Here is a 22,864-nt window from a genome sequence, read left to right on the forward strand (position 1 = left end):
CCTCTTATGCGTACAGTGGGTTAAGTTTGTTAGTGTCGATGTTGAACTTTTTAAGTGCTTCAACAACTACTGACTTCTCAACTTCACCGCGTTTAGCAAGTTCAGATAACGTAGCAACAACAACGTAGCCCGCGTTAACTTCAAAGTGACGACGTAGGTTTTCACGGCTATCAGAACGACCGTAACCATCTGTACCTAGCACTTTGTAGTTGCTGCTTGGAATAAATGAACGCGCTTGTTCTGCGTAGTTTTTCATGTAATCCGTTGCTGCAACAGTCACAGAGTCGTTTAATACGCTTGTGATGAATGCTGTTTTTTGCTCGCCTTCAGGGTTAAGCATGTTGAAACGTTCAACATCTTGACCTTCACGCGTTAATTCGTTGAAAGACGTTACAGAGAACACGTCAGACGCAATGCCATACTCTTCGCTTAGAATCGTAGCGGCTTTACGTACTTCAGTCATAATAGTACCTGAGCTTAATAGCTGTACGTTGGCTTTTTTACCTTCGTAACTTTCAAGCTTATAAATACCTTTACGAATACCTTCTTCAGCGCCTTCTGGCATAGCTGGCTGATGGTAGTTTTCGTTCATAAGCGTTAGGTAGTAGTAAATATTTTCTTGGTCATCACCGTACATACGACGAATACCGTCTTGTACAATAACCGCTACTTCAAACGCGTAAGTTGGGTCATAAGAAATACAGTTAGGAACCGTATTAGCAAGAATATGACTGTGACCATCTTCGTGTTGCAAGCCTTCACCATTTAGCGTTGTACGACCCGCAGTAGCACCTAATAAGAAACCACGTGCTTGTTGATCGCCCGCCATCCATGCCATGTCACCAACGCGTTGGAAACCAAACATAGAGTAGTAAATGTAGAACGGGATCATTGGTAAATCGTTAGTGCTGTATGAAGTTGCAGCAGCAACCCATGACGACATTGCACCTAACTCATTAATACCTTCTTGAAGCACTTGCCCTGATACAGTTTCTTTATAGTAAGAAACAATATCACGATCCTGTGGCGTGTAGTTTTGGCCATGCGGGTTATAAATACCGATTTGACGGAATAAACCTTCCATACCAAATGTACGCGCTTCATCGGCAATAATTGGTACGATGTTTTTACCAATGCCTTTATCTTTTAATAAGATATTAAGTGCACGAACAAAACCCATAGTGGTTGAAATATCACGTTTTTGTTCTTCAAGTAGCGGCTTAAACGCGTCTACTTCTGGCAACGTAAGTTTTTCACTAAAACGTGGTATACGCTTAGGTGTATAACCTTTAAGTTCATCACGACGAGCATGTAGGTATTTATACTCAGGTGAACCTTCTTCAAGCTCTAAATAAGGTAGTTCTGCAAGTTGCTCTTCAGATACTAAATCATCAAGACCAAGGCGTGAACGTAAATGTGCAACATGCGACATGTCCATTTTTTTCACTTGGTGCGCAATGTTTTTACCTTCAGCTGCTTCACCCATGCCGTAACCTTTTACAGTTTTAGCAAGAATTACAGTTGGACGGCCTTTAGTGTCTTCTGCTTTTTTAAATGCAGCAAATAATTTTGATGACTCATGACCACCACGCTTAAGCGCGAAAATTTCGTCATCTGTCATGTCAGCAACAAGTGCTGCTGTTTCTGGGTAACGACCAAAGAAGTTTTCACGTACGTACGCGCCATCTTTCGCTTTATATGTTTGGTAATCGCCATCCACAGTTTCGTTCATTAACTGTAGTAATTTACCCGTTGTGTCTTTAGCTAGAAGAATATCCCAACCGCTGCCCCACACTAGTTTAATTACGTTCCAGCCAGCGCCTTTAAACAAGCCTTCTAGCTCTTGAATAATTTTACCGTTACCCATAACTGGGCCGTCTAAACGCTGTAAGTTACAGTTAACTAAGTAACAAAGGTTATCTAGTTTTTCACGTGCAGCAAAAGAGATTGCACCGCGTGATTCTGGCTCATCCATTTCACCGTCACCTAAAAACGCGTATACACGTTGGTTTTTAGTATCTTTTAAGCCACGACCATCTAAGTATTTTAAGAAGCGTGCTTGGTATATAGACGAAATAGGACCTAAGCCCATTGATACCGTAGGGAACTGCCAAAATTCAGGCATTAACTTAGGGTGTGGGTACGATGGTAAGCCTTCGCCATCAACTTCTTGGCGGAAGTTATCTAGTTGTGCAGCCGATAAACGACCTTCAACAAATGCACGTGCATAAATACCAGGAGAAATATGACCTTGGTAATAAACTAAGTCACCACCGTCTACATCATTTGGTGCTTTAAAAAAGTGGTTAAAACACACTTCATAAAATGCAGCAGATGATTGGTAAGACGCCATATGGCCGCCTAAGTCGAGATCTTTTTTAGATGCACGTAGAACGATCATAATCGCGTTCCAACGTATAATTGAACGAATACGACGCTCAAGATTTACATCACCCGGGTAAGCAGGTTCTTGATCTACAGGAATAGTATTAACGTAGTTCGTGGTAATACCCGTTGGCATATCAACGCCGTCTAAACGGGCTTGCTCTAATACTTGCTCAAGTAAAAACTGAGCTCGTTCAACACCTTCTTCGCGCACAACTGATTCAAGAGCTTGTAACCACTCTTGTGTTTCTAGCGCGTCTACGTCAATTTTATTGACTTCAGACATATGGAGGTTTCCTTATGTTTAAAATACGAATATTGTTAATTTAATATCACAGCTACTTAATTTGTGTGTTCAAAGTAGTTATGTACTAACTTAATTTTGTTTAGTGCGTCTTAAACTACGTTCAATTCGCGAATGTTCTTTGCCTGCTTCAAGTAGTGCTTCTTCGATAAATGCTAAGTGCGCATTACTTGCTAAACGGGCTTGTTCTGGATTACCGTCAATAACGGCATCCATTAATAAACGCCTGTGTTGGGCTAATTGACTGCTAATATCTGACTTTTTTAATAAAACAGTTAAATTTTGCAATACATTTTGCTCAAGCAGCGCTTTCATGCCTCTTACTAAATGCAGTAACACCACATTATGCGAAGCTTCTGCCACGCTAAAGTGAAATGCATTAATTGCTTTTGCTTTTTGCTGTAAATCATCATTAACGAGGGCAATTTTATCAAAGCTTTCTTTCACTTTGCTAAAATCGTTGCTGGTCCCGCGCAGTGCCGCGTAGTAAGCAGCAATCCCTTCTAATGCATGACGAAATTCAAGTAAATCAAACTGCGACTCAGGGTGTTTACTAATCAAATCAAAAAGTGGATCAGTAAGCCCTTCTTCGAGCTGATTTTTTACAAACGTGCCGCCACCCTGGCGACGCGTAACTAAACCTTTCGCTTCTAATTTTTGAATTGCCTCGCGCAGTGACGGGCGAGACACTTCAAATTGCTTTGCTAGTTCACGCTCTGGTGGCAACTTTTCACCTGGTGCTAACGAGCCTTCAAGAATCATGTTCTCGAGTTGCTGTAAAATAACATCAGATAACTTTGCTGCTTTGATCTTTAAAGACATGAATCAACGTCCGCGTTGTATAAATACCAAGAGCCCATAAAGCGGGGCTTTGAGTAGTATGATTTACCCAAAAGGTAAATTGGTCATACCAAAAATTTTCAATACGGTATCAAAAACCTTATTAGCTGTCAATTTACAGGTAATTTGAGCAATTAAAGTAGCGTAACGCATTTTGAACGAAGATTAAACAATGCGCAATTTACAAAAATTGTTATAACGTTAATAGGATGGAAACAATTGGTCTGACCAGAAAAATAGAGTGTTAACTCTAGTTGAATTTATTAAAGAAATTAATAACAGGATAAAAGTACCAAAGAAATAGCTGCAATTTACACACGATCAGTCAACTAAACATAAAACACAATGCGCGATATAAAATTTCGATCACGCAATATCGTAGCAGCGGGTTTACCCCGCCATTATTGTGCAAACAATTACCCAACCGAAAAACACATGCGCGATATAAAATCGCGACTACGCAATATCGTAGCAGCGGGTTTACCCCGCGATTATTGTGCAAGTAATTACCTAAACGTAAAACACAATGCGCGATGTAAAATCGCGACTACGCAAATTTATAAAAATTGCATATGCTTTAAATTCGTGGGTCTGTGATTGCTAAAATACGGGTATGTTATGCATCGTTCATATTTATTACGAAAGGGAAGAGTATCAAAAGCAAACCACTATTATGCTATTACACTGGTTTGTCATGAGCGAAACAACCTATTCACAAGCTTAATAATTAATAGAGCTATTATCAATGAAATGAGGGGATTAGAGAGAGAGCAACTGATTAAATCAAATACTTTCGTGATAATGCCAAACCATATTCATTGGTTATTACAATTATCCGATAGCGCAACATTAAGTGAGATAATTAGAAGCTTCAAAGGACGCTCAGCCACGGTGTATAGACAATTTGGCAGACAAAAGCTTTGGCAAAAAGGGTTTTATGATCACTTAATAAGAAATACCGAAGACTTAAATAGCTGTGCTAGATACATAGTCGCAAACCCTTTGCGTGCAAATTTAATAGAAAATATTGCAGACTACCCATATTGGGATAGTATTTATCTAAACTCGTAGCAGCGGGTTTACCCCGCGACATTTGGCAACTAATCTCCCAACCGAAAAACACAATGCGCGATATAAAATCGCGACTACGCAATATCGTAGCAGCGGGTTTACCCCGCGACATTTGGCAACTAACCTCCCAACCGAAAAACACAATGCGCGATGTAAAATCGCGACTACGATAGTCCACCAAATAATGTAAGTAGTGCTATAAGTACTAAGTAAAATAATACATTGCGCTTAACAAGCTTAATCATACAAGTGGCTTCGTAGGTACAGCCGTAATAACGCTTTTCAACTTGCTCTGCAGCAAGTGCAGTACATGTTACTACTTCTCGGTTTGGAGATTTAAAGTTAAGTACGTAACGTAGCCAACAGCTTGTGCCTTTATTAAAGTTACCTATTACTAAATAACCAAAGCTGGTAATACGTGCAGGTAACCAGTCGAGCCAAAACAATAGTTTATGTATAAGTTTAAAACGCTTAGCAAATATTACTTTATGATCTTCTCGTACTAAATCAGCTAAAGTACGTACCAGTGCATATAAAACCGTACCTGGCGCGCCTAAAACAACAAACCAAAAAATAACCGCACAGTAAAATCTAAAGTTTACCCACGCCAATGTTTGCCCAAAGGTTTCGCCACCATCGATGCCTTCTGTGCGCTTTTGACCTATTTGCAACGCATATAAAGATGCAGCAGTACCATCATCTCGCGTTAACGCATTTAAGTACGACTTATATAAAGCACGCTGCTTAGCACAACCAAAGCAAACCAAAAGCACCGCGATATTAATGCCCAACTGCCACAATACAAAATCTGACAAACAATAAATTAGTGCCATCGCAATCACTGGAAGTAAAAGCCAAATTAAAAAGCCCGGTGCTGAGCTAAATAAGCCCTTATCACCAAGTAATTTATTAGAGCGATTTAAATAACCATTTGCGTAATAACTTATCTGCCAGTAATTAGACCGAGCGCCTAAGCGCTCTAGTATTAATGCAATTATTATAGAAACTAAAATCATGGGAATAACTCTCTTAACTTAGTTGTTCAAGCATATTAAAAAACAATGGCCAATTAAAGCTACTGCCAGGATCTGTTTTACGTCCTGGGGCAATATCGCAATGCCCAACAATACGCGAAGGGGTAATTTTTGGATAGCGTTGCATTATAGATTTACTAATAATAGTTAATGTTTTGTACTGCGCTAAAGAATATGGCGTGGTGTCGGTACCTTCAAGCTCAATGCCAATGCTAAAGTTATTACAAGCAGGTACCCCGTCAAACTCAGACTGCCCTGCATGCCAAGCGCGCTTATCAAAAGGCACATATTGTATAACCTCACCGGTGCGCTTTATAAAGCAATGGGCCGATACACGTAAATTCTTTAAGTCACTAAAACTCGAATGAGCATTGCAATCAATGCTACCCATAAATAACTCATCAACGAAAGGTGTACCAAACTGCCCTGCTGGCAATGATATATTGTGAATCACCAATAAAGAAATATCAGCCTCATCAGGTCGCTCATCAAAATGCGAACAAGGCCGCTGCGCTACAGTACTTAAAACACCGTTTAAATCTATTTTCATGATACGTTTATTATATAAATATCAAGATATACATAGCACTGATGCTAATGGATTTATTAAAAAAATGATAGTAACAAGCGAGGTATAAAACCTCACCTACAAATAATTCAAACCCACACGTAGGTGCGAATTTACATCCACTCATGTAACATAACTTTTGAAATTAAAAACGAGGTATAAAACCTCACCTACAGATAATTCAAACCCATACGTAGGTAGGAATTTACTTCAAGCGCTTATCTTTATATTAGCGAAAAGGCAATCGCTTCTCTTTCTTTTATAAACATAGTAAAATTTGCTTAATTTATTAACGCTTATGAGCTTTTATTATGTCTATCCCGCACTCTTTAGTTAGCCAACTTGTCACTCTTGCACTCGACGAAGATCTAAATTATCAAACAGCTCAAGAAGGCGATATTACCGCGCAGCTTATCCCTCAGAGCGAGCAAGCCAACGCAAAAGTAATCACCCGCGAAGACTGCATTTTTTGTGGAAAAGACATCATCCTTGAAGTATTCAAACAAGTAGACCCAAGCGTTAAAGTTAATGTACCAATAAACGACGGCGACGCAGTTAAAGCAAATAGCACATTATTTACCGCTATTGGCTCGGCTCGTTCAATATTAACTGCCGAACGTACAGCACTTAACTTTGTGCAAACGTTATCAGGCACTGCAACTACTACAGCACATTATGTAAAAGAGCTGAGCGGTACAACTACGCAACTACTCGATACACGCAAAACCATACCTGGTCTGCGCGCTCTTCAAAAATACGCAGTAAAATGTGGCGGGGGTGCAAACCATCGCATTGGCTTATTTGACGCTTTTTTAATTAAAGAAAATCATATAGCGGCTTGTGGCACAATAAACAAAGCCGTAGCTCAAGCTAAACAAAACCACCCGAACAAACCTGTCGAAGTCGAAGTAGAATCACTCCCTGAACTTAAGCAAGCGATTGAGGCTGGTGCCGACATAATTATGCTCGACAATTTTAGCGTAGAGCAAATTAAGCAAGCTGTAATTTTGACCAACAAGCGCGCAAAACTAGAGGTTTCAGGCAATATGACCCTAGAAACGCTCAAAACTTATTCACAAGCCGGCGTCGATTTTATATCAAGCGGAGCGTTAACAAAAAACTTACAATCAATCGATTTATCGATGCGTTTTGAACAATTTTAAAGCAACAACTGCCAATTAATACCGCTAATCGATTGACAAGTTAAGTAAAAAAGCATTAAATAACCCGAAAGGCTTACTTTGTAACATTTTGTTAAATAAAATCGCTTTTTTATAAGAAGATACGTGCTAAATACTAAAATAAAATGGTAGACTAATTCTGTTGTACTATTTTATTTTAAAAGGTAGTCATAAATAACTAGTACCTTTAGTTTTTAAAGACATAATTAAAAACTAAAGCAACTAAACTACTTACTTTATGCCTATACTATTTGTTGCTACAACATGTAGTGCTCTTAGTAAACTTTTATAGCTAGTACTAAACATAATGAATTCACATACGGCTTTTGTGTTTCATACTCTAAAGCTAAAGTGTAATAAAATTAATTTTAAGTAAAACTGTAAAGTAAATCGGTTAAATTAAGTGAGGCATTTTGCCGCTTAAGTGATTTAAGTTACAAAAATCTATCCTTTAGGAGAGGAAACATGAAAACAATGACTCAAAAACAACAGGGTTTCACCCTAATTGAATTAATGATTGTAGTAGCAATCATCGGTATTTTGGCTGCGATCGCATTGCCGGCGTATTCGAACTATCAAGCAACATCTAAACTAACTGCTGGTTTAGCTGAAATATCAGCTGGTAGAACTGGTTTTGAAATTACTTCTAATAGCGGAACTACACCAACAAATGATCTTGTTGGTTTAGAAACTACTACTAAAAACTGCACTATAGAAACAACTTCTACAGGTATCCAGTGCACTGTATTAAATGCACCAACCCAAGTACAAGGTGCAATAATTAAATGGACTCGAACTGATGCTGGTGGTTGGTCATGTGCAACTACAGGTTTAAGTGGTGATGCTACTGAACTAGCCCCTAAAAGCTGCCCTCATTCTTAATCATTTATTGATTACTAAAAGCGCCTAGTTTGGCGCTTTTTTAATGCGTAAGAATCAACACTTATGAATGCGGTAAATATAATAAAACCATTGCTCATCAGCTTTTTTTTTCTGTGTACGCTAATACCTTTAATACCAATAGCTTCCTACGATTACCATAACCACCAACGCATCATTCAAATGGCTTTCTTACTTAGCCTAAGCTTTATAACACTTACTGCTTTTTTAGGTAATAAAAAACCTACTTTTAAGCTTTCATTAAATAAAAAAAGCAGTGTGTTGTACTTAATTTTTATTTTCAGTGGTTGCTTATCTGCGTTGATGAGTAAGGAGCAAAGTTTTAGTCTGCTGTACACGTTTCATATAAGCTTACTTATTTTAACTATGTATTACGTAAGTACCATAAATGACAAAAGGTCTATTTTATTTATTATTTATGCATTACTGATAACCCATACAAGCCTCATTTTAATATGTCTACTTAATATAATTTTTACGCTATCTGAACAACAACCCTTAAACCCCTACATAATCTACTCAGGTTTTATTAACATTCGCTTTTTTAACCAAGTACAGGTGTTTATTCTTCCCTTTTTGGTGCTACTCCTAAAGTTTAAAAGCATTCAGCGCATTGTATTTATTATTTTGTTTTTAAACCTATTATTAATATTTATTGGCCAAGCTCGTGGGGCCTTACTCTCATTTTTAGCTTTTTCTATTTTTGCCCTTGCTTTAAAAACTACATTAAAAAAACAAGTACTTATCGGATTAGTCTGCTTTGTTTTCAGTTGTATTACTTTTTATGTTTTGGATTCATTAAATAGAGGAGGTGCTGAAATACTACGCACATCCTCCTCAGGCCGTATCGACCTGTGGTTTAATACTCTTTCTAACCTATCTTTAAAGCATTTATTTATCGGCAATGGTCCTGGAGTATTTGAAATGTCACTTGGAAGTTCAGCTCCTTACAGTCACCCTCATAATTCATTAATTGAAATTTTAAATGAGTGGGGCCTTATAGCTCTTATATGTATTTTAACTGCTGTTTGTACAACCTTTAAAAAAGCCATAACACATTTGAAATGTCATAAAAAAGATATCATTACTGAAAGCCTCTTTTACTCTTTTGCTATAGGTATTACATACTCACTATTTTCTGGCGTGCATGTAATGCCAGTATCGCAAACATTCTTATTTATAATGTGGGGGTTGCTACTTGGTAGAATCAATAAAAAAAGTATCCAAAGCATTTCCATAAATAAATACTTAAAAGCTTTAGTAACCATTTTATTTGTTTTTGCATGGTACCTTTACTTACAAAAAGCGATAAGTATTTATAATAATATTGATCCTGATAAGGGCTACATTTACGGGCCTAGATTTTGGTCCGTTGGGCAACGATTTTAAAGCGCTCAACTTTTCTACCAAGAATCATTAGTTTAAGTTATGCTTATAATAATGAAGTTTTAAACCAAATTCAGCTGGGTACTCTTAATGGCAAAAAAACAACAAGATAAAGGCCTCGATACCTTTCAGTGGGTCGGTGTAAGTGCACGAGGGAAAAAACTTGAAGGTGAGCTTACAGGCAATAGTATTGCATTAGTAAAGGCTCAGCTTCGCAAGCAAGGTATCACTCCCTCAAAAGTGAAGCGTAAAGCAAAACCGTTGTTCGGTATTCAAAGTGTTCAAAAAATAACGCCAAAGGATATCGCACTAGTTACTCGCCAAATTGCAACAATGTTATTAGCCGGCGTACCATTAATACAGTCTATAGAAATGATTGGCACTGGTTCGACTAATAAAAGCATCAGGAAACTAATGGAGACTATTGCCGATGAAGTAAAAGCGGGCCAGCCATTATCTACAGCGCTTAGAAAACACCCCCGCTACTTTGATGATTTATATTGTGACCTAGTAGCCTCAGGTGAGCAGTCAGGTGCGCTTGATAGAATATTTGATCGTGTCGCTATTTATAAAGAAAAGTCTGAAGCATTGAAGTCAAAAATAAAAAAAGCAATGTTTTACCCTATTTCGGTATTAGTAATTGCCGGTATTGTTACCTCAATATTACTAATATTTGTAGTGCCCCAGTTTCAAGATATTTTTGCAGGTTTTGGTGCAGAGCTTCCTGCATTTACTTTATTTGTAATTGGTATATCTGACTTTATGCAAGCATACTGGTGGATGATTCTTATTGGAATGTTTGCTTTTGGATACGCTTTTAAAGAAGCCAAGCTCAGAAGTTTAAAACTCAGAGATGCTACAGACAGAGCCATACTTAAACTCCCTGTTATAGGTATGATTTTAAATAAAGCAGCTGTTGCACGCTATGCACGAACTCTTTCGACCACTTTTGCTGCTGGTGTGCCGCTGGTTGATGCGCTTGACTCTGCTGCAGGGGCTTCAGGCAATGCTGTTTATCGTTATGCTATTTTAGATATAAAAGTTGAAGTAAGCTCTGGTAATCAGATGAACTGGGCAATGCGTAACTCAAAAATATTCCCTGATATGGTAATACAAATGGTCGCTATTGGTGAGGAGTCTGGCTCACTAGATGGCATGCTCGCGAAAGTGGCTACTATTTACGAACAAGAAGTTGATGATGCAGTAGATGGCCTTTCTAGCCTGCTTGAGCCACTTATTATGGCCGTACTAGGTGTACTTGTTGGTGGCTTGATTGTTGCTATGTACTTACCTATTTTCCAACTTGGCTCTGTTATTTAATTACCAAAAATAACAATTCACAGGAAATAAAAGAGAAGGCTTACTTTTTGATAAGGTATAGCTATTAATGTCCTCTCTTTTATTTCTCTTTGTGATAAATACTTCACTTAATTTTTAAACGCTTAATTTTTAAAATAATTTTCAGGTAATATGATGCAAAGTATTATAGAAGTAATGCAAAGCCAATTGTGGTTTTATTTAATAACAGTTGGCTTAGTAAGTTTATGTATTGGTAGTTTTTTAAATGTGGTTATTTATCGCTTACCGCTAATGATGCAACGTGAGTGGCAAAGCGAATGCAGACTACTGTTAGAAGATGAACTTACAGGGAATAAACCTAAACAAGCCAATATCAATGAGCCTTTTAATTTAGTAAAACCCAACTCTACCTGCCCTAAATGTAAAACTGCCATTAAGCCTTGGCAAAATATTCCTATTATTAGTTGGTTAATATTAAAAGGTAAATGCGCAAGTTGCAGTAATCCTATTTCGGCCCGATACCCTGCTGTAGAGCTAATTACTACCCTATTAAGTTTAATTGTTGCCTATAGTTTTGGTGCGACCGAGCAAGCCCTTTTATATATTTTTGTAACGTGGATATTGGTAGCACTGACCTTTATTGATATTGACCACATGCTGCTGCCAGATCAACTTACACTTCCGCTGGTATGGCTTGCACTTATTGCCTCTGTTATGGGTTACACAATTACACCAACCGATGCCATTATTGGTGCTGCTTGCGGTTATTTAAGCTTATGGAGTGTGTTTTGGCTATTTAAGTTATTAACCGGTAAAGAAGGCATGGGTTATGGCGACTTTAAATTGCTTGCTGTATTTGGTGCTTTGCTTGGCTGGCAGTCATTACTTACTATTATTCTGCTTTCGAGCGTAGTGGGTGCCATTATAGGTATTGCACTGCTGAGCATACAAGGTAAAGACAAAGCGACCCCTATCCCTTTTGGGCCTTATTTAGCGATAGCTGGCTGGATTGCAATGCTTTGGGGCAACCAAATTCAAGGCGCTTATTTTAATTTAATAGGTTATTAAAATGAGTGAGCAAATTACTAATGTAAACAGCTGGGTATTAGGTTTAACAGGCGGTATTGGCTGTGGTAAAACGGCCGTCAGTAACATGTTTGAAAAGCTTGGTATTACAATAGTTGATGCCGATATAATTGCGCGTGAAGTAGTACTCCCTAATAGCAAAGGGCTAAAAGCGATTACAGCCCACTTTGGTGAACATATTTTACTACCCGATGGCACATTAAATAGAGCAGAGCTGCGTGCAAAAATATTTACTAACAACAATGACAAAGAATGGCTTAATGCGTTGCTGCACCCTCTTATACGGATAAAAACACTAAACGATTTAAATAATGCAACTAGCCCTTATGTTGTTTTAGTAGCGCCTTTATTGTTTGAAAACAACCTTGATAAATATTGCGACCATACCTTACTTATTGACGTACCAACCTCAGTACAAATAGCGCGTACAGTAAAACGTGACAACACAAGTAGTGAGCAAGTTAAAAGTATTATTGCCTCGCAAATGTCACGTGCCGATAAACAACAAAAAGCAGATGATATTTTAAATAACGACCGTAGTTTAAACCTAGTGCATATAGAACTTGTTGATCTTCATAAAAAGTACCTACAATATGCATTACACAACAAAACTAACTCACATTAACACTGTCCTAACTCACACAAACTCGTATTTTAGTTAGTAAAATCACAACAAAGAATGAAAGGTGATGTAATCACCTTCTTTTTTCTGATAAATTGCTTACTATTGAAGGAATAAAACAGGTGCGCAATGAATATTAACTCACCGTTATTGAGAAAATTTATAACCCTTGGCCGCATTGATGCCGACACGGTTAAAAACAAACAAAATGAATTTGCCTCAACAGCTGAGCTTATTTCTAAATGTGGAAAAATCGATAGTAAAGATTTAGCTGAACAATGTATTGATCTGTTTCGCGTACCTTATTTTGATTTAAAAGACTTTGATCCTACAAGAATTCCGGCCGATCTCGTAAAAGAAAAACTTATACGTAAACATCACATTTTGCCGCTTGTTCAAAAAGATCGAAAAGTTTATATAGCAGCATCAGACCCAACAGATTACGGCGCATTCGAAAACTTTGAGTTTAGTACCGGTCTTTCATGCGAAATTGTTGTTGTTGATTATATTCAACTCGATACCAAAATCGAGCAATTACTAGATGCCACTGGCAGCTTAAATCTAACTGATGACGAGTTTCAGGAATTTGCTGATTTAGATTCAGAAAGCCAAAGAGATACAGCACCACAAGATGACGATAAAGATGATGCGCCTATCATCGTATACATCAACAAAATTTTAATGGATGCCATTAAAAAAGGCGCCTCTGATTTACACTTTGAACCATATGAGCACAAGTACCGTATTCGCTTTCGTATTGATGGCATTTTGCATGAAGTGGCAAGCCCGCCTAATACCTTAGCAACCAAGCTCTCTGCACGTATAAAGGTTATGTCACGACTCGATATTGCCGAAAAACGCAAACCGCAAGATGGCCGTATAAAACTAAAAATCACTGAACGCAAAAGTATCGACTTTCGTGTAAGTACCATGCCTACCTTGTGGGGCGAAAAAATAGTAATGCGTATCCTTGATTCATCAAGCGCTATGTTAGGTATTGATGTATTAGGCTATGAGCCTGAGCAGAAAAAGCTCTATATGGATGCACTTGCCCAGCCTCAAGGGATGATACTTGTAACAGGGCCAACGGGTTCTGGTAAAACAGTATCGCTATACACAGGTTTAAATATATTAAACCAGCCAGAGCGCAATATTAGTACTGCGGAGGATCCGGTTGAGATTAACCTTGAAGGTGTAAACCAAGTACAAATTAATATTAAAGCCGATATGACTTTTGCCAACGCACTGCGCGCATTTTTACGTCAAGATCCTGATGTAGTTATGGTAGGTGAAATACGTGACCTAGAAACCGCAGAAATATCAATAAAAGCGGCGCAAACAGGTCACTTGGTTTTATCAACATTGCATACAAACTCAGCACCGGAAACAATCACCCGTTTATTAAATATGGGTGTGCCGGCTTATAACGTAGCAAGTTCGATCAGCTTAATTATAGCCCAGCGTTTAGCACGTCGTTTGTGCCCTAAATGTAAAACGCCAGAACAACTTCCGAGTGAAGAACTGGCTCGCCAAGGATTTAGCGCCAAACAAGTTGAAGAAATGACGTTATATACGCCTAAAGGGTGTGATAGCTGTACCGATGGTTATAAAGGCCGAGTGGGTATTTACGAAGTAATGCAAATTACCCCTGAAATTGCCCAAATTATTATGCGCGGTGGTAACTCGCTTGAAATAGCTGACGTTTCACTTAAAGCTGGATTTAATAATTTACGTTTATCAGGTTTACGCAAAGCAGCCGATGGCCTTACATCCCTTGGTGAAATTAATCGCGTGACTAATTTTTAAAGGTCCATAGTAAAAGTTACAAGGTTCTGAACACTAAATTCAGAGCCTTACTTATACCTAGAGACTCATATCTAAGTAATGTAAAATGCAGAAAAAGATTGTAAAGAGTAAATTATGCCTACTATTGTAAACTGCCCAACCTGTAAAACTAAAGTTGAATGGTCAGAGCAAAGCCCATTTCGTCCTTTTTGCTCAAAGCGCTGTCAGCTAATTGATTTAGGTGAATGGTCGTTTGAAAATAACAGAATTTCTGCACCAATCACCTCGGCTGAAGAGTTTAGCCAAGACATGATTGAAGATATTGAAGCTATGCTGGCTAAAAATGAAGATGACTTTTTTAAGTAATTTATCTTCATTATGCCCTAAATACGAAAACCAGCATTAAGCTGGTTTTTTAGTATTTACAAAAAGTATAATTAACTTTTTTGTTTACTGTGCTTTTTATTCATACGCTTTTGCATTTTAGCAAATTTCTCTTTTTGCTCAGCGTTAAGAACTTGCATTACTTGGTGCTGCGTTTTTAGTTTAATTAAACCAAATTGATCACCTTTTTCATGACGTTCATTTAATAGCTCTTTTGCTGCATTTTCGTCAAATGTTGCCGCCGAAAGTAACGCATCCATTTTAGCTTTATGCGCTTCACGCATCGCTTTACGGGCTTCTTTATCGTCGCCACGCAACGCTTTCATCTGTGTTTTTTGCGCTTCAAAAATAGCTTTTAGCTTAGTTTGCTGCTCATCTGTTAAGCTTAATTTTTCAACGCCGCGCTCAGAAAGTAAAAAGCGAGCTTGAGAATGGCCTTGTTTATGTCCGTCGCCTTTAGCTAATACGCTACCAGCACCAAGCGTTGCTGTTGCTAAGCCACAGATAAGTACTAATTTTGAAAGTGTATTTAATTTAGTCATAATCATTACCTTAATATTGGGTTGGTTGTGGCTGCTAAGCCAGTGAGTTAACTATACCTAACTCAATGCAAAGTAACGCAAAGCAGTGTAAAGGTTGTGTAAAGATTCACCTTTGCACTATTTAGCGGGTAAAATAACGCTATAAACAACTCTAAGGGTTTGTAAATGAAACTATTAATGATTGATGACGACACTGGCCTTTGCGAGCTATTAAGTGAGTATTTAACTGCCCAAGGGTTTGAAATACAAAGCGTACACGACGGTGAGCAGGGCCTTAAACTAGCACAAACAAATGACTACGCCCTTATATTGCTAGATGTAATGTTACCAACGCTTGATGGTTTTGAAGTACTTAAACAACTTAGGCAAACAAAACTCACACCGGTAATAATGCTTACTGCAAAAGGTGAAGACTTTGACCGTATTTTTGGCCTAGAGCTAGGCGCTGACGATTACATACCAAAGCCTTTTAATCATCGTGAATTACTAGCCCGCGTAAAAGCGATAACACGCCGTATAGAGCACATTAATAGCTTAAATGCAGCCACAACGAGTAAGTTACTCGTTAATGGTATTACTGTTAACCTTGCAGCGCGAGAGGCCTCAATCGACGGCTCTACACTGACTCTTACTGGTACAGAGTACGAAATACTCACACTATTGTGTAAAAATGCAGGCGAAGTGGTTAGTAAAGAGCAAATTAGCGAAGAAGTGCTAGGCAGGCGCTTAGCTTCTTTTGATCGCTCTATCGATATGCATGTAAGTAATATCCGTAAAAAAATAGCTGAGCATATTCCAGGTGAGCGAATTAAAACAATGCGAGGTACGGGTTATGTCTTTATCCAAGGCGAATAAAAGCACTTACTTTGCTTGGTTAAAACATCCTGGGCACTACCTGTTTTTTAAAGTATTTATTTGGTTTTGGTTAACTATAATCGGCACCGTAGCAGCGCTTATATTTTTAAGTAATATAACCGCTATTAATGCGGTATCTAACGAGCCACTTTATGGCCCGATGAAAAAAAACCTAATATACACCGCCAAAAGTATTGAGCGCACTGCTATTAAACATAAGCGCAGCCTAAGCGAAGTATTAGTACACCCTCGCCTATCAAAGCGTAAACTTTTATACTTAAGCGCAGCTCAAAGCGAGGACTCTCTTAGTAGTAAAGAGGTGCCAGAGAGCATCGATTTAAGTTTATTAAACTTCACTCAAAATATGTCACCGCAAATTATTTTCACTGAAAAATATCAAGCCTTCGGCCCTGTTAATATAAACGTGCCTGAAGGGAGTTTTTATCTTTACGAAATAGATATTAACCATCAACCACCGCTAATAATGCGCTTTAAGCTTATGCCTAATTGGATGAAAATAGTCATCGCAATTGTTGCATCTCTCATTTTAAGCTTTGTATTTAGCCGTAACTTAATAGCCCCTATAAATAGCCTTAAAAAAGCGGCAATTAAACTATCAGCGGGTAACCTAAGCGCAAGAGCCGACATTTCTGTAAACCGAAAAGATGAGCTAGGAATACTAGGGCGAGATTTTAACAGCATGGCTAATCAGTTAGAGCTTTTAATCAGCTCACAAAAACGCTTATTAGCCGACATATCACATGAATTACGATCGCCTCTTACACGTTTAAAAATGGCTACCGGACTTGCACAAATGCAAGCTAACGACGCTAGCCAATCGTATTTATTACGCATAGAAAAAGAAGCAAACCAACTCGATAAGATGATTGCCGACGTGCTTCAAGTTTCTCGCTTAGAAGCAAAAAGCCAAGCGCTTTCACTGCAAAAACAATCATTACAAATAATTGTAGATCACGTTATTAACGATGCGCAGTTTGAAGCAAAACAAAATAATAAGCAGCTAAATATAGTGGGCGCTGTAGACGTAAACATTAATTGCGACGAAGGCCTTATTGCCAGTGCGCTTGAAAACCTACTTCGCAACGCCATTAAATACGCAAATAATACGATTAGTATTACTCTAAAGCATGCTGATGCCATTTATATAGAAATATGTGACGATGGCTCTGGTGTGCCAGATGATCAACTGAGCAAGCTTTGCGAGCCCTTTTTTAGGCAATCAGATGCGCGGGATCGCGTAAGTGGTGGCACGGGGTTAGGTCTTGCGATTGCTAAAAATGCTATTACTGCGCATGGCGGCAGTTTAGTATTATCAAATAAAGAACTAGGTGGCTTATGTGCTAATATAACCTTGCCATTAATAAAAGAGTAAAGCATGTTTTATAGTAGTGAGCGTGAGCTTAAAAGTAACCAAATAACAATTAATAACTTTTATAAAAACACGCTAATTAAAGCTTATTTAGATACACCTAACGGGGAATTATTTTATGCTTATGCCATACCAGATAAAGCCAAAAATGCCATTGTAATAAGCTCTGGGCGCCTTGAAGGGTTAGATAAATATAAAGAGTTGTTATGGGAGCTATATAACAATAATTTTGCCATATTCATAGCCGATCACCAAGGACAAGGCCGCTCTTATCGCCACCTACTAAATAAGCACAAAGGCCATGTTAATCAATTTAAAGATTACAGCGCAGACCTAAACTTATTTAATACACAAATAGTGGATACTCATTGGCAAGGTAAAAAGGTGTTAGTGAGTCATTCAATGGGCGGCGCCATAGCATTTGATTATCTTGCGCATTTTGAACACAATTTTAGTGGCGCGTTTTTATCAGCGCCTATGCTTGATATTTATACAAAAAATACACCAAAGCCTTTAGCTAAATTAATAGCAAGTACCGCTACCCTTTTGGGCCAAAAAGACAATTACGCACTAGGGCAAACCGATTACATACCCGATGAGTTTGCTACAAATGTATTGACCAGCAGCCCAGTACGTTACGAGCTATTTAGGCAAACATATCAAGAAGAGCCATTACTACAGCTCGGCGGTGTTACTTACGGCTGGCTAAATGCGACGTTTGCATTTATAACTTCTGTGGATAACTTGAGCGTGACTATTCCACTTTATATTGCCAGTGCGCAAAACGACGAAGTGGTTGATAACAATGCCCAATATAAATTAGCAAACAGGCACGTAAACACTGTACTTAAAAGCTTTGAAGGCGCTAAACACGAGCTGTTTTTTGAACGTGATGAAATACGCCAGCCATTGCTTAAAAGCTTGTATCAGTTTTGTGAGTCGGTGACGGCTTAACAAGTACCGACAAAGGGTCGAGGTGGATCAGTATATCTACCTCAGACTCAAAGCGTTCTTTAAGCATTGCCTCTACTTCATCAGCTACGTTATGTGCGCGAATCAAACTTAAATGATCATCAAGCTCTAAGTGCATTTGGATAAACTTAACTTTTCCGCCTTGGCGCGTACGAATATCATGCACACCATGTACATCAGCATGGGCTCTGGCTATATCAAATATGCTTTGCTTTTCATCATCTGGCAGTTCTTTATCCATTAAGTGATCGGCACTATCGCGAGCAATATCCCAGCTGTTATAAAGTAAGTAACCCGCTACACCTATCGCAAAAACAGGATCGGCATACAACACACCATAATAAGCTAACAAAATAGCTAATAGCACAGCGGCATTTAATATTAAATCACCTTTGTAATGTACTGAGTCGGCTTTTATAGCAATTGAATCGGTGTATTTAACCACCTTGTTTTGTACAAATACAATGACGAGCGTACACGCAATAGCAAAAATACTTACCCACACACCTAATAAAGAATGGCTTAACTGTATAGGGTTAAATAATCGCTCAATACCATGAAAAGCAAGTAGGCAACCTGAGCCTGCAATAAACGCGGCTTGCCCAAGTCCAGCAAGTGCTTCAGCTTTACCGTGCCCAAATCTATGGTCATCATCTGCTGGGCGCAGTGCGTAACCTAACACTAAAAAACTCATGGCGGTGGCTGTTATATCCATTAACGAATCAGTTAACGAGCCAAGCATTGAGGCAGAGCCAGAAGCCAGCCATGCCCATGTTTTTGCGCCAATCATTAAACTAACCATTACCATGGTAACAATGCTTGAAGTTTTAACCCAAAATTCGTAGCTACGGTTATGCACGTTTTAATCCGATAATTAGGAGTATTCAATAGTGTGAGTATATCATTTTTTTAAAAGGTTTCGTGTATACTGCCCTTCGTCAAACTACAGATTATTTTATAAGGCTCATTATGCTGGATATTGTTTTATACCAACCTGAAATACCGCCTAACACTGGTAATATTATTCGCCTATGTGCCAATACCGGCTATGCATTACATTTAATTGAGCCGCTAGGTTTTGAGTGGGACGATAAGCGCGTGAAACGTGCAGGACTTGATTATCATGAATTTAGTCATGTTCAACGCCATGCCTCATTTGAAGATTACCTTGAAAAATGTAAACCAAAAAAAATATATGCATGTACAACCAAAGGTAGTCAGTTTCACCATGAAGCAAGTTACGAAGCGGGTGACTGCTTGGTATTTGGCCCAGAGACTCGCGGCTTGCCTGACGATATGATCCAAGCACTGCCAAAAGAGCAGCGTGTGCGTATTCCTATGCAAGCCAATAGCCGCAGCATGAACTTGTCAAACGCAGTAGCTGTGTTTGTCTACGAGTCGTGGCGCCAGTTGGGTTTTCCTAACGCGCAGTAAATAGCTTTGAGCTAAACAACAAAAAACCGACATAACGTCGGTTTTTTAGTTTTATAAACGCTTATAAAATTATTCAGAACGTTGCTCTCGGCCTAATAGCGCCATTGCAGCTTCTTTCATATCTTTATTTTCATAAAGCACTTTATAAATTTGCTCGGTAATCGGCATTTCTACACCGCTACGCTGCGCTAATAAATACACTTCTTTGGTATTTCTAAAGCCTTCAACTACTTGACCAATTGACTCAATAGCAGCATCGACGCTTTCGCCTTTACCCAGCGCTAAACCAAATCGACGATTACGTGATTGGTTATCTGTACACGTTAGTATTAAATCGCCAAGGCCTGCCATTCCCATAAAGGTTTCTGGCTTAGCACCAAGAGCGCAACCTAAACGAGTAAGCTCTGCAAGGCCTCGGGTGATAAGTGCGGTACGCGCATTAGCGCCAAAACCAACACCGTCCGAAATACCGGCACCAATGGCAATTACATTCTTAACCGCACCACCGAGTTGTATACCAATAAAATCATCATTGTTATACACACGGAATGAGCGACCACAATGAAGTAAATCAGCGAGCTGCTGAGCAAATTCAGGCGACGTAGAAGACACTGAAATAGCTGTAGGTGACCCCATCGCCATTTCTTTTGCAAACGTAGGACCCGACAGTACCGCAAGTGGAATGTCATCACCCAATTCTTGCAAAGCCACTTCTTGTAACAAACGTCCAGTATTAGGCTCAAGCCCTTTAGTTGCCCACGCTACTTTAGCACCGTCTTGCAATGCAGGTTTGATCTGCGCAAGTGTGTCGCCAAAAGCATGGCTTGGCACAACAACAAGTACAATAGCGCTGCTAGCAACGGCATGTTGTAAGTTAGCTTCAAGAGTAAGAGTATCTGGAAAAGGAGCATCAGGTAAGTAACGTTGATTTTTCCGCTCAGCTGCAAGCGTGGCAACGTCGTCGCTATTTCTTCCCCAAAGTGTCACGTGGTGACCATTTCGGGCTAAACAAATAGCAAGGGCGGTGCCGTAAGACCCCGCCCCTAATACAGTAACAGCTGTAGTTGCTGTACTCATAAGTTATGCGTCTGCTGAAGCCTGGTCAGCTTGCGCAGTACGTTGTTGCATGTATTGTGCAAATAACGCATCAAAATTAACTGGCGCAAGGTTAAGCTGTGGGAAAGTACCACGGTTAACAAGGTTTGAAACAGCTTCACGTGCATATGGGAACAACACGTTAGGACAAAATGCACCTAGCATGTGCGCAAGTTGCACTTCTTCAACTTCAGCAATAGTAAAAATACCTGCTTGTTGAATTTCACATAAGAACGCAGTTTCTTCACCAAGAGAAGCGGTTACAGTTAGCGCTAAAACAACTTCAAATACACCTTCGTCTAGTTTATTAGAGCGTGTATCTAGGTCTAGCTTAACTTCTGGCGTCCATTCTTTTTGAAAAATAGCTGGAGAGTTTGGCGTTTCAAACGATACATCTTTAGTGTAAATACGTTGAATAGTAAATTGTGCGCCGTCTTGTGCAGCTGCTACGTTTTGATTTTCTTCGTTCATTGTTATTCCTAACTTGTTCGTTATTATAATTAAATTAAGCGTTTAGCTTAGCGTCAAGTTTACCTTGCGCTTCAATAGCCATCATGTCGTCGCAGCCACCGATATGTTCATCATTAATAAAAATTTGCGGTACTGTGCTTGCACCACCTGCTTTGGCAATCATTTCATCGCGTAGCTCAGGCTGTACACCAATATCATAATTTGTGTATTCAACGCCTTTGCTGTTTAAAAGCGAAAGAGCACGCTGACAAAATGGACAATACGCCTTGGTGTATAAAACAACATTACTCATAATAAATCCTCTATCGGCCTAGCTAAACTGATTAGCGACCTGTTGTAGTTGGTAAGCTGGCAGATTGCCACGCACCCATGCCACCTGCTAATAAGTAAACTCGTTCAAAACCAGCTTTACTCATAGCGGCTGCAGTACCTTGGGCAGTCATACCTGTAGTACATACAACTATAATGGGTTTAGTCTTGTACTTTTCAAGGCTTGAAAAGTCAGATTTTTTCGCATTCTCTGGGCTTAAGTGCTCAGCACCAGAAATACGCCCTGCATTAAACTCTTTTTGCGCACGTATATCGATTACTTGACCGTCATCACGGTTAATAAGTAACGTAAGCTGCTGAGGATTTATTTGACGAACAGCTGAAAGCTTACTCTTTATCCAGCCACTAACAATAAGGAAAACAATACCAACCCAAGCAAGGCTTAAAATGGGATGATTTGTAATAAATTCAATATATTGATCCATTCTACTTCCACTATGAAATTATGTTTTAAACCTAGGGCGTGTTGGCCTTTGTGGATTGAAATTTGTTCAATCTAGGGGCGATTAAATCGCGGCGCGAGATTTGTAACCTAGTGGGCTAAGTAAAAACCGAGCAACAAAGAGATAATAGTCCCTAGAAAGAACCCAACGGGCAGCGTATGTTTGGTATTTATGCTACGTTATCGCCTATTTATGGGGAGTAACCACACTTCATAGGCTCTGCCTTGCCTAAAAACCAAACATACTGCTGCAAATTCAACCACCAAAGTGCAACACGCCCTAATATTTTAAGGATTTTGTACTTTAGCCACGCAAGTATACCCAAACCAACCTAAAATGCGAGTTTAGGAGCACTTAGAGACGTTTAAAAAACGATAAAGCCCCCCATATATAGTTAACAAGAACTCTTGATAATAAATCTATCTCAAGCAGAGTTCATATATGGTCTCCTCCAGTATTGCAAGGTGTCATTCAACGATAGCAGGGA

The 22,864-nt window shown here is 39.0% G+C and carries 23 protein-coding genes; 13 read left to right on the top strand and 10 right to left on the bottom strand.

Going from position 1 to position 22,864, the window contains the following annotated elements; genetic code table 11:
• Positions 1-4: 4 nt before the first annotated feature.
• Both aceE and pdhR read right to left on the bottom strand, forming a co-directional pair.
• Entirely contained in the window at positions 5-2,671 is a 2,667-nt protein-coding gene (aceE, locus tag GQR38_RS06980; RefSeq protein WP_010553346.1) for a pyruvate dehydrogenase (acetyl-transferring), homodimeric type, read from the bottom strand.
• A gap of 90 nt (positions 2,672-2,761) precedes the next feature.
• On the bottom strand, positions 2,762-3,511 hold the full coding sequence (pdhR, locus tag GQR38_RS06985) for a pyruvate dehydrogenase complex transcriptional repressor PdhR (protein ID WP_007586129.1): 750 nt from the start codon (positions 3,509-3,511) through the stop codon (positions 2,762-2,764).
• A 636-nt stretch (positions 3,512-4,147) separates the two neighbouring features.
• Between pdhR and GQR38_RS06990 the strand changes: the two genes are divergently transcribed.
• Positions 4,148-4,600 carry a transposase gene (locus GQR38_RS06990; protein WP_165722159.1) on the top strand — a complete coding sequence of 151 codons (453 nt, stop codon included), beginning with the start codon at positions 4,148-4,150 and terminating at the stop codon, positions 4,598-4,600.
• 164 nt (positions 4,601-4,764) lie between these two features.
• On the opposite strand, the gene ampE is transcribed toward GQR38_RS06990, so the two are convergent.
• Both ampE and ampD read right to left on the bottom strand, forming a co-directional pair.
• Positions 4,765-5,616, bottom strand: a complete 852-nt coding sequence (gene ampE / locus GQR38_RS06995; RefSeq protein ID WP_165722160.1) for a beta-lactamase regulator AmpE — start codon at positions 5,614-5,616, stop codon at positions 4,765-4,767.
• A gap of 13 nt (positions 5,617-5,629) precedes the next feature.
• A complete protein-coding gene (gene ampD, locus GQR38_RS07000) occupies positions 5,630-6,184 on the bottom strand; it encodes a 1,6-anhydro-N-acetylmuramyl-L-alanine amidase AmpD (RefSeq protein ID WP_165722161.1) in 555 nt (184 codons plus the stop codon).
• A gap of 329 nt (positions 6,185-6,513) precedes the next feature.
• Here ampD and nadC point away from each other — a divergent pair, with 329 nt between their 5' ends.
• From nadC to yacG, 8 genes are all read left to right on the top strand, one after another.
• Positions 6,514-7,365 carry a carboxylating nicotinate-nucleotide diphosphorylase gene (gene nadC / locus GQR38_RS07005; RefSeq protein ID WP_165722162.1) on the top strand — a complete coding sequence of 284 codons (852 nt, stop codon included), beginning with the start codon at positions 6,514-6,516 and terminating at the stop codon, positions 7,363-7,365.
• 483 nt (positions 7,366-7,848) lie between these two features.
• The gene (locus GQR38_RS07010; protein ID WP_165722163.1) at positions 7,849-8,265 is read left to right on the top strand and encodes a pilin; all 417 of its coding nucleotides are present in this window, start codon (positions 7,849-7,851) and stop codon (positions 8,263-8,265) included.
• A 63-nt stretch (positions 8,266-8,328) separates the two neighbouring features.
• Positions 8,329-9,672: an O-antigen ligase family protein gene (locus GQR38_RS07015; protein WP_165722164.1), complete on the top strand. Its 1,344-nt coding sequence runs from the start codon at positions 8,329-8,331 to the stop codon at positions 9,670-9,672.
• A gap of 87 nt (positions 9,673-9,759) precedes the next feature.
• Complete coding sequence (locus GQR38_RS07020; RefSeq protein WP_165722165.1) at positions 9,760-10,989, top strand: type II secretion system F family protein; 1,230 nt, start codon at positions 9,760-9,762, stop codon at positions 10,987-10,989.
• 153 nt (positions 10,990-11,142) lie between these two features.
• Positions 11,143-12,036 carry an A24 family peptidase gene (locus GQR38_RS07025; RefSeq protein WP_165722166.1) on the top strand — a complete coding sequence of 298 codons (894 nt, stop codon included), beginning with the start codon at positions 11,143-11,145 and terminating at the stop codon, positions 12,034-12,036.
• Position 12,037: 1 nt separating this feature from the next.
• On the top strand, positions 12,038-12,679 hold the full coding sequence (gene coaE, locus GQR38_RS07030) for a dephospho-CoA kinase (RefSeq protein ID WP_165722167.1): 642 nt from the start codon (positions 12,038-12,040) through the stop codon (positions 12,677-12,679).
• A gap of 126 nt (positions 12,680-12,805) precedes the next feature.
• A complete protein-coding gene (gene pilB, locus GQR38_RS07035; RefSeq protein ID WP_165722168.1) occupies positions 12,806-14,482 on the top strand; it encodes a type IV-A pilus assembly ATPase PilB in 1,677 nt (558 codons plus the stop codon).
• Between the two features lie 114 nt (positions 14,483-14,596).
• Positions 14,597-14,827, top strand: coding sequence for a DNA gyrase inhibitor YacG (gene yacG / locus GQR38_RS07040; RefSeq protein ID WP_007586146.1), 231 nt, complete (start codon positions 14,597-14,599; stop codon positions 14,825-14,827).
• A 71-nt stretch (positions 14,828-14,898) separates the two neighbouring features.
• On the opposite strand, the gene GQR38_RS07045 is transcribed toward yacG, so the two are convergent.
• A complete protein-coding gene (locus tag GQR38_RS07045; protein ID WP_007586148.1) occupies positions 14,899-15,387 on the bottom strand; it encodes a Spy/CpxP family protein refolding chaperone in 489 nt (162 codons plus the stop codon).
• A 165-nt stretch (positions 15,388-15,552) separates the two neighbouring features.
• On the opposite strand from GQR38_RS07045, the gene GQR38_RS07050 reads away from it, so the two are divergent.
• From GQR38_RS07050 to GQR38_RS07060, 3 genes are read left to right on the top strand one after another with little or no spacing between them, the layout of a single operon-like run.
• Entirely contained in the window at positions 15,553-16,242 is a 690-nt protein-coding gene (locus GQR38_RS07050; protein WP_165722169.1) for a response regulator, read from the top strand.
• On the top strand, positions 16,220-17,635 hold the full coding sequence (locus tag GQR38_RS07055; RefSeq protein WP_024590618.1) for an ATP-binding protein: 1,416 nt from the start codon (positions 16,220-16,222) through the stop codon (positions 17,633-17,635). The genes GQR38_RS07050 and GQR38_RS07055 overlap by 23 nt, the downstream gene beginning before the upstream one ends.
• 3 nt (positions 17,636-17,638) lie before the next feature.
• Positions 17,639-18,586: an alpha/beta fold hydrolase gene (locus GQR38_RS07060; RefSeq protein ID WP_165722170.1), complete on the top strand. Its 948-nt coding sequence runs from the start codon at positions 17,639-17,641 to the stop codon at positions 18,584-18,586.
• On the opposite strand, the gene GQR38_RS07065 is transcribed toward GQR38_RS07060, so the two are convergent.
• Complete coding sequence (locus tag GQR38_RS07065) at positions 18,546-19,412, bottom strand: cation diffusion facilitator family transporter (RefSeq protein ID WP_165722175.1); 867 nt, start codon at positions 19,410-19,412, stop codon at positions 18,546-18,548. The genes GQR38_RS07060 and GQR38_RS07065 overlap by 41 nt on opposite strands.
• Before the next feature lie 161 nt (positions 19,413-19,573).
• Between GQR38_RS07065 and trmL the strand changes: the two genes are divergently transcribed.
• A complete protein-coding gene (gene trmL, locus GQR38_RS07070; RefSeq protein WP_007582820.1) occupies positions 19,574-20,038 on the top strand; it encodes a tRNA (uridine(34)/cytosine(34)/5-carboxymethylaminomethyluridine(34)-2'-O)-methyltransferase TrmL in 465 nt (154 codons plus the stop codon).
• A gap of 69 nt (positions 20,039-20,107) precedes the next feature.
• On the opposite strand, the gene gpsA is transcribed toward trmL, so the two are convergent.
• The 4 genes from gpsA to GQR38_RS07090 are packed head-to-tail and all read right to left on the bottom strand — an operon-like array spanning position 20,108 to position 22,359.
• Positions 20,108-21,115: an NAD(P)H-dependent glycerol-3-phosphate dehydrogenase gene (gene gpsA, locus GQR38_RS07075; RefSeq protein WP_007582822.1), complete on the bottom strand. Its 1,008-nt coding sequence runs from the start codon at positions 21,113-21,115 to the stop codon at positions 20,108-20,110.
• Positions 21,116-21,118: 3 nt separating this feature from the next.
• Complete coding sequence (gene secB, locus GQR38_RS07080; RefSeq protein ID WP_007582825.1) at positions 21,119-21,604, bottom strand: protein-export chaperone SecB; 486 nt, start codon at positions 21,602-21,604, stop codon at positions 21,119-21,121.
• Positions 21,605-21,638: 34 nt separating this feature from the next.
• Complete coding sequence (gene grxC, locus GQR38_RS07085; protein WP_002957783.1) at positions 21,639-21,896, bottom strand: glutaredoxin 3; 258 nt, start codon at positions 21,894-21,896, stop codon at positions 21,639-21,641.
• Positions 21,897-21,927: 31 nt separating this feature from the next.
• Positions 21,928-22,359 carry a rhodanese-like domain-containing protein gene (locus tag GQR38_RS07090; protein WP_002957784.1) on the bottom strand — a complete coding sequence of 144 codons (432 nt, stop codon included), beginning with the start codon at positions 22,357-22,359 and terminating at the stop codon, positions 21,928-21,930.
• Positions 22,360-22,864: the final 505 nt, after the last annotated feature.

The sequence above is a fragment of the Pseudoalteromonas sp. c7(2019) genome (assembly GCF_011378625.1).
Taxonomy (GTDB): Bacteria; Pseudomonadota; Gammaproteobacteria; order Enterobacterales; family Alteromonadaceae; genus Pseudoalteromonas; species Pseudoalteromonas arctica.

Bases quoted from the DNA above. Each gene is read 5' to 3' on its own strand.
- GQR38_RS07060 (WP_165722170.1), top strand. From the start codon at position 17,639: ATGTTTTATAGTAGTGAGCGTGAGCTTAAAAGTAACCAAATAACAATT.
- coaE (WP_165722167.1), top strand. From the start codon at position 12,038: ATGAGTGAGCAAATTACTAATGTAAACAGCTGGGTATTAGGTTTAACA.
- GQR38_RS07010 (WP_165722163.1), top strand. From the start codon at position 7,849: ATGAAAACAATGACTCAAAAACAACAGGGTTTCACCCTAATTGAATTA.
- pdhR (WP_007586129.1), bottom strand. From the start codon at position 3,511: ATGTCTTTAAAGATCAAAGCAGCAAAGTTATCTGATGTTATTTTACAG.
- GQR38_RS07055 (WP_024590618.1), top strand. From the start codon at position 16,220: ATGTCTTTATCCAAGGCGAATAAAAGCACTTACTTTGCTTGGTTAAAA.
- GQR38_RS07050 (WP_165722169.1), top strand. From the start codon at position 15,553: ATGAAACTATTAATGATTGATGACGACACTGGCCTTTGCGAGCTATTA.
- gpsA (WP_007582822.1), bottom strand. From the start codon at position 21,115: ATGAGTACAGCAACTACAGCTGTTACTGTATTAGGGGCGGGGTCTTAC.
- aceE (WP_010553346.1), bottom strand. From the start codon at position 2,671: ATGTCTGAAGTCAATAAAATTGACGTAGACGCGCTAGAAACACAAGAG.
- GQR38_RS07020 (WP_165722165.1), top strand. From the start codon at position 9,760: ATGGCAAAAAAACAACAAGATAAAGGCCTCGATACCTTTCAGTGGGTC.
- GQR38_RS06990 (WP_165722159.1), top strand. From the start codon at position 4,148: ATGCATCGTTCATATTTATTACGAAAGGGAAGAGTATCAAAAGCAAAC.
- pilB (WP_165722168.1), top strand. From the start codon at position 12,806: ATGAATATTAACTCACCGTTATTGAGAAAATTTATAACCCTTGGCCGC.
- trmL (WP_007582820.1), top strand. From the start codon at position 19,574: ATGCTGGATATTGTTTTATACCAACCTGAAATACCGCCTAACACTGGT.
- nadC (WP_165722162.1), top strand. From the start codon at position 6,514: ATGTCTATCCCGCACTCTTTAGTTAGCCAACTTGTCACTCTTGCACTC.
- yacG (WP_007586146.1), top strand. From the start codon at position 14,597: ATGCCTACTATTGTAAACTGCCCAACCTGTAAAACTAAAGTTGAATGG.
- secB (WP_007582825.1), bottom strand. From the start codon at position 21,604: ATGAACGAAGAAAATCAAAACGTAGCAGCTGCACAAGACGGCGCACAA.
- grxC (WP_002957783.1), bottom strand. From the start codon at position 21,896: ATGAGTAATGTTGTTTTATACACCAAGGCGTATTGTCCATTTTGTCAG.
- ampE (WP_165722160.1), bottom strand. From the start codon at position 5,616: ATGATTTTAGTTTCTATAATAATTGCATTAATACTAGAGCGCTTAGGC.
- GQR38_RS07065 (WP_165722175.1), bottom strand. From the start codon at position 19,412: ATGGTAATGGTTAGTTTAATGATTGGCGCAAAAACATGGGCATGGCTG.
- GQR38_RS07090 (WP_002957784.1), bottom strand. From the start codon at position 22,359: ATGGATCAATATATTGAATTTATTACAAATCATCCCATTTTAAGCCTT.
- GQR38_RS07045 (WP_007586148.1), bottom strand. From the start codon at position 15,387: ATGACTAAATTAAATACACTTTCAAAATTAGTACTTATCTGTGGCTTA.
- ampD (WP_165722161.1), bottom strand. From the start codon at position 6,184: ATGAAAATAGATTTAAACGGTGTTTTAAGTACTGTAGCGCAGCGGCCT.
- GQR38_RS07015 (WP_165722164.1), top strand. From the start codon at position 8,329: ATGAATGCGGTAAATATAATAAAACCATTGCTCATCAGCTTTTTTTTT.
- GQR38_RS07025 (WP_165722166.1), top strand. From the start codon at position 11,143: ATGCAAAGTATTATAGAAGTAATGCAAAGCCAATTGTGGTTTTATTTA.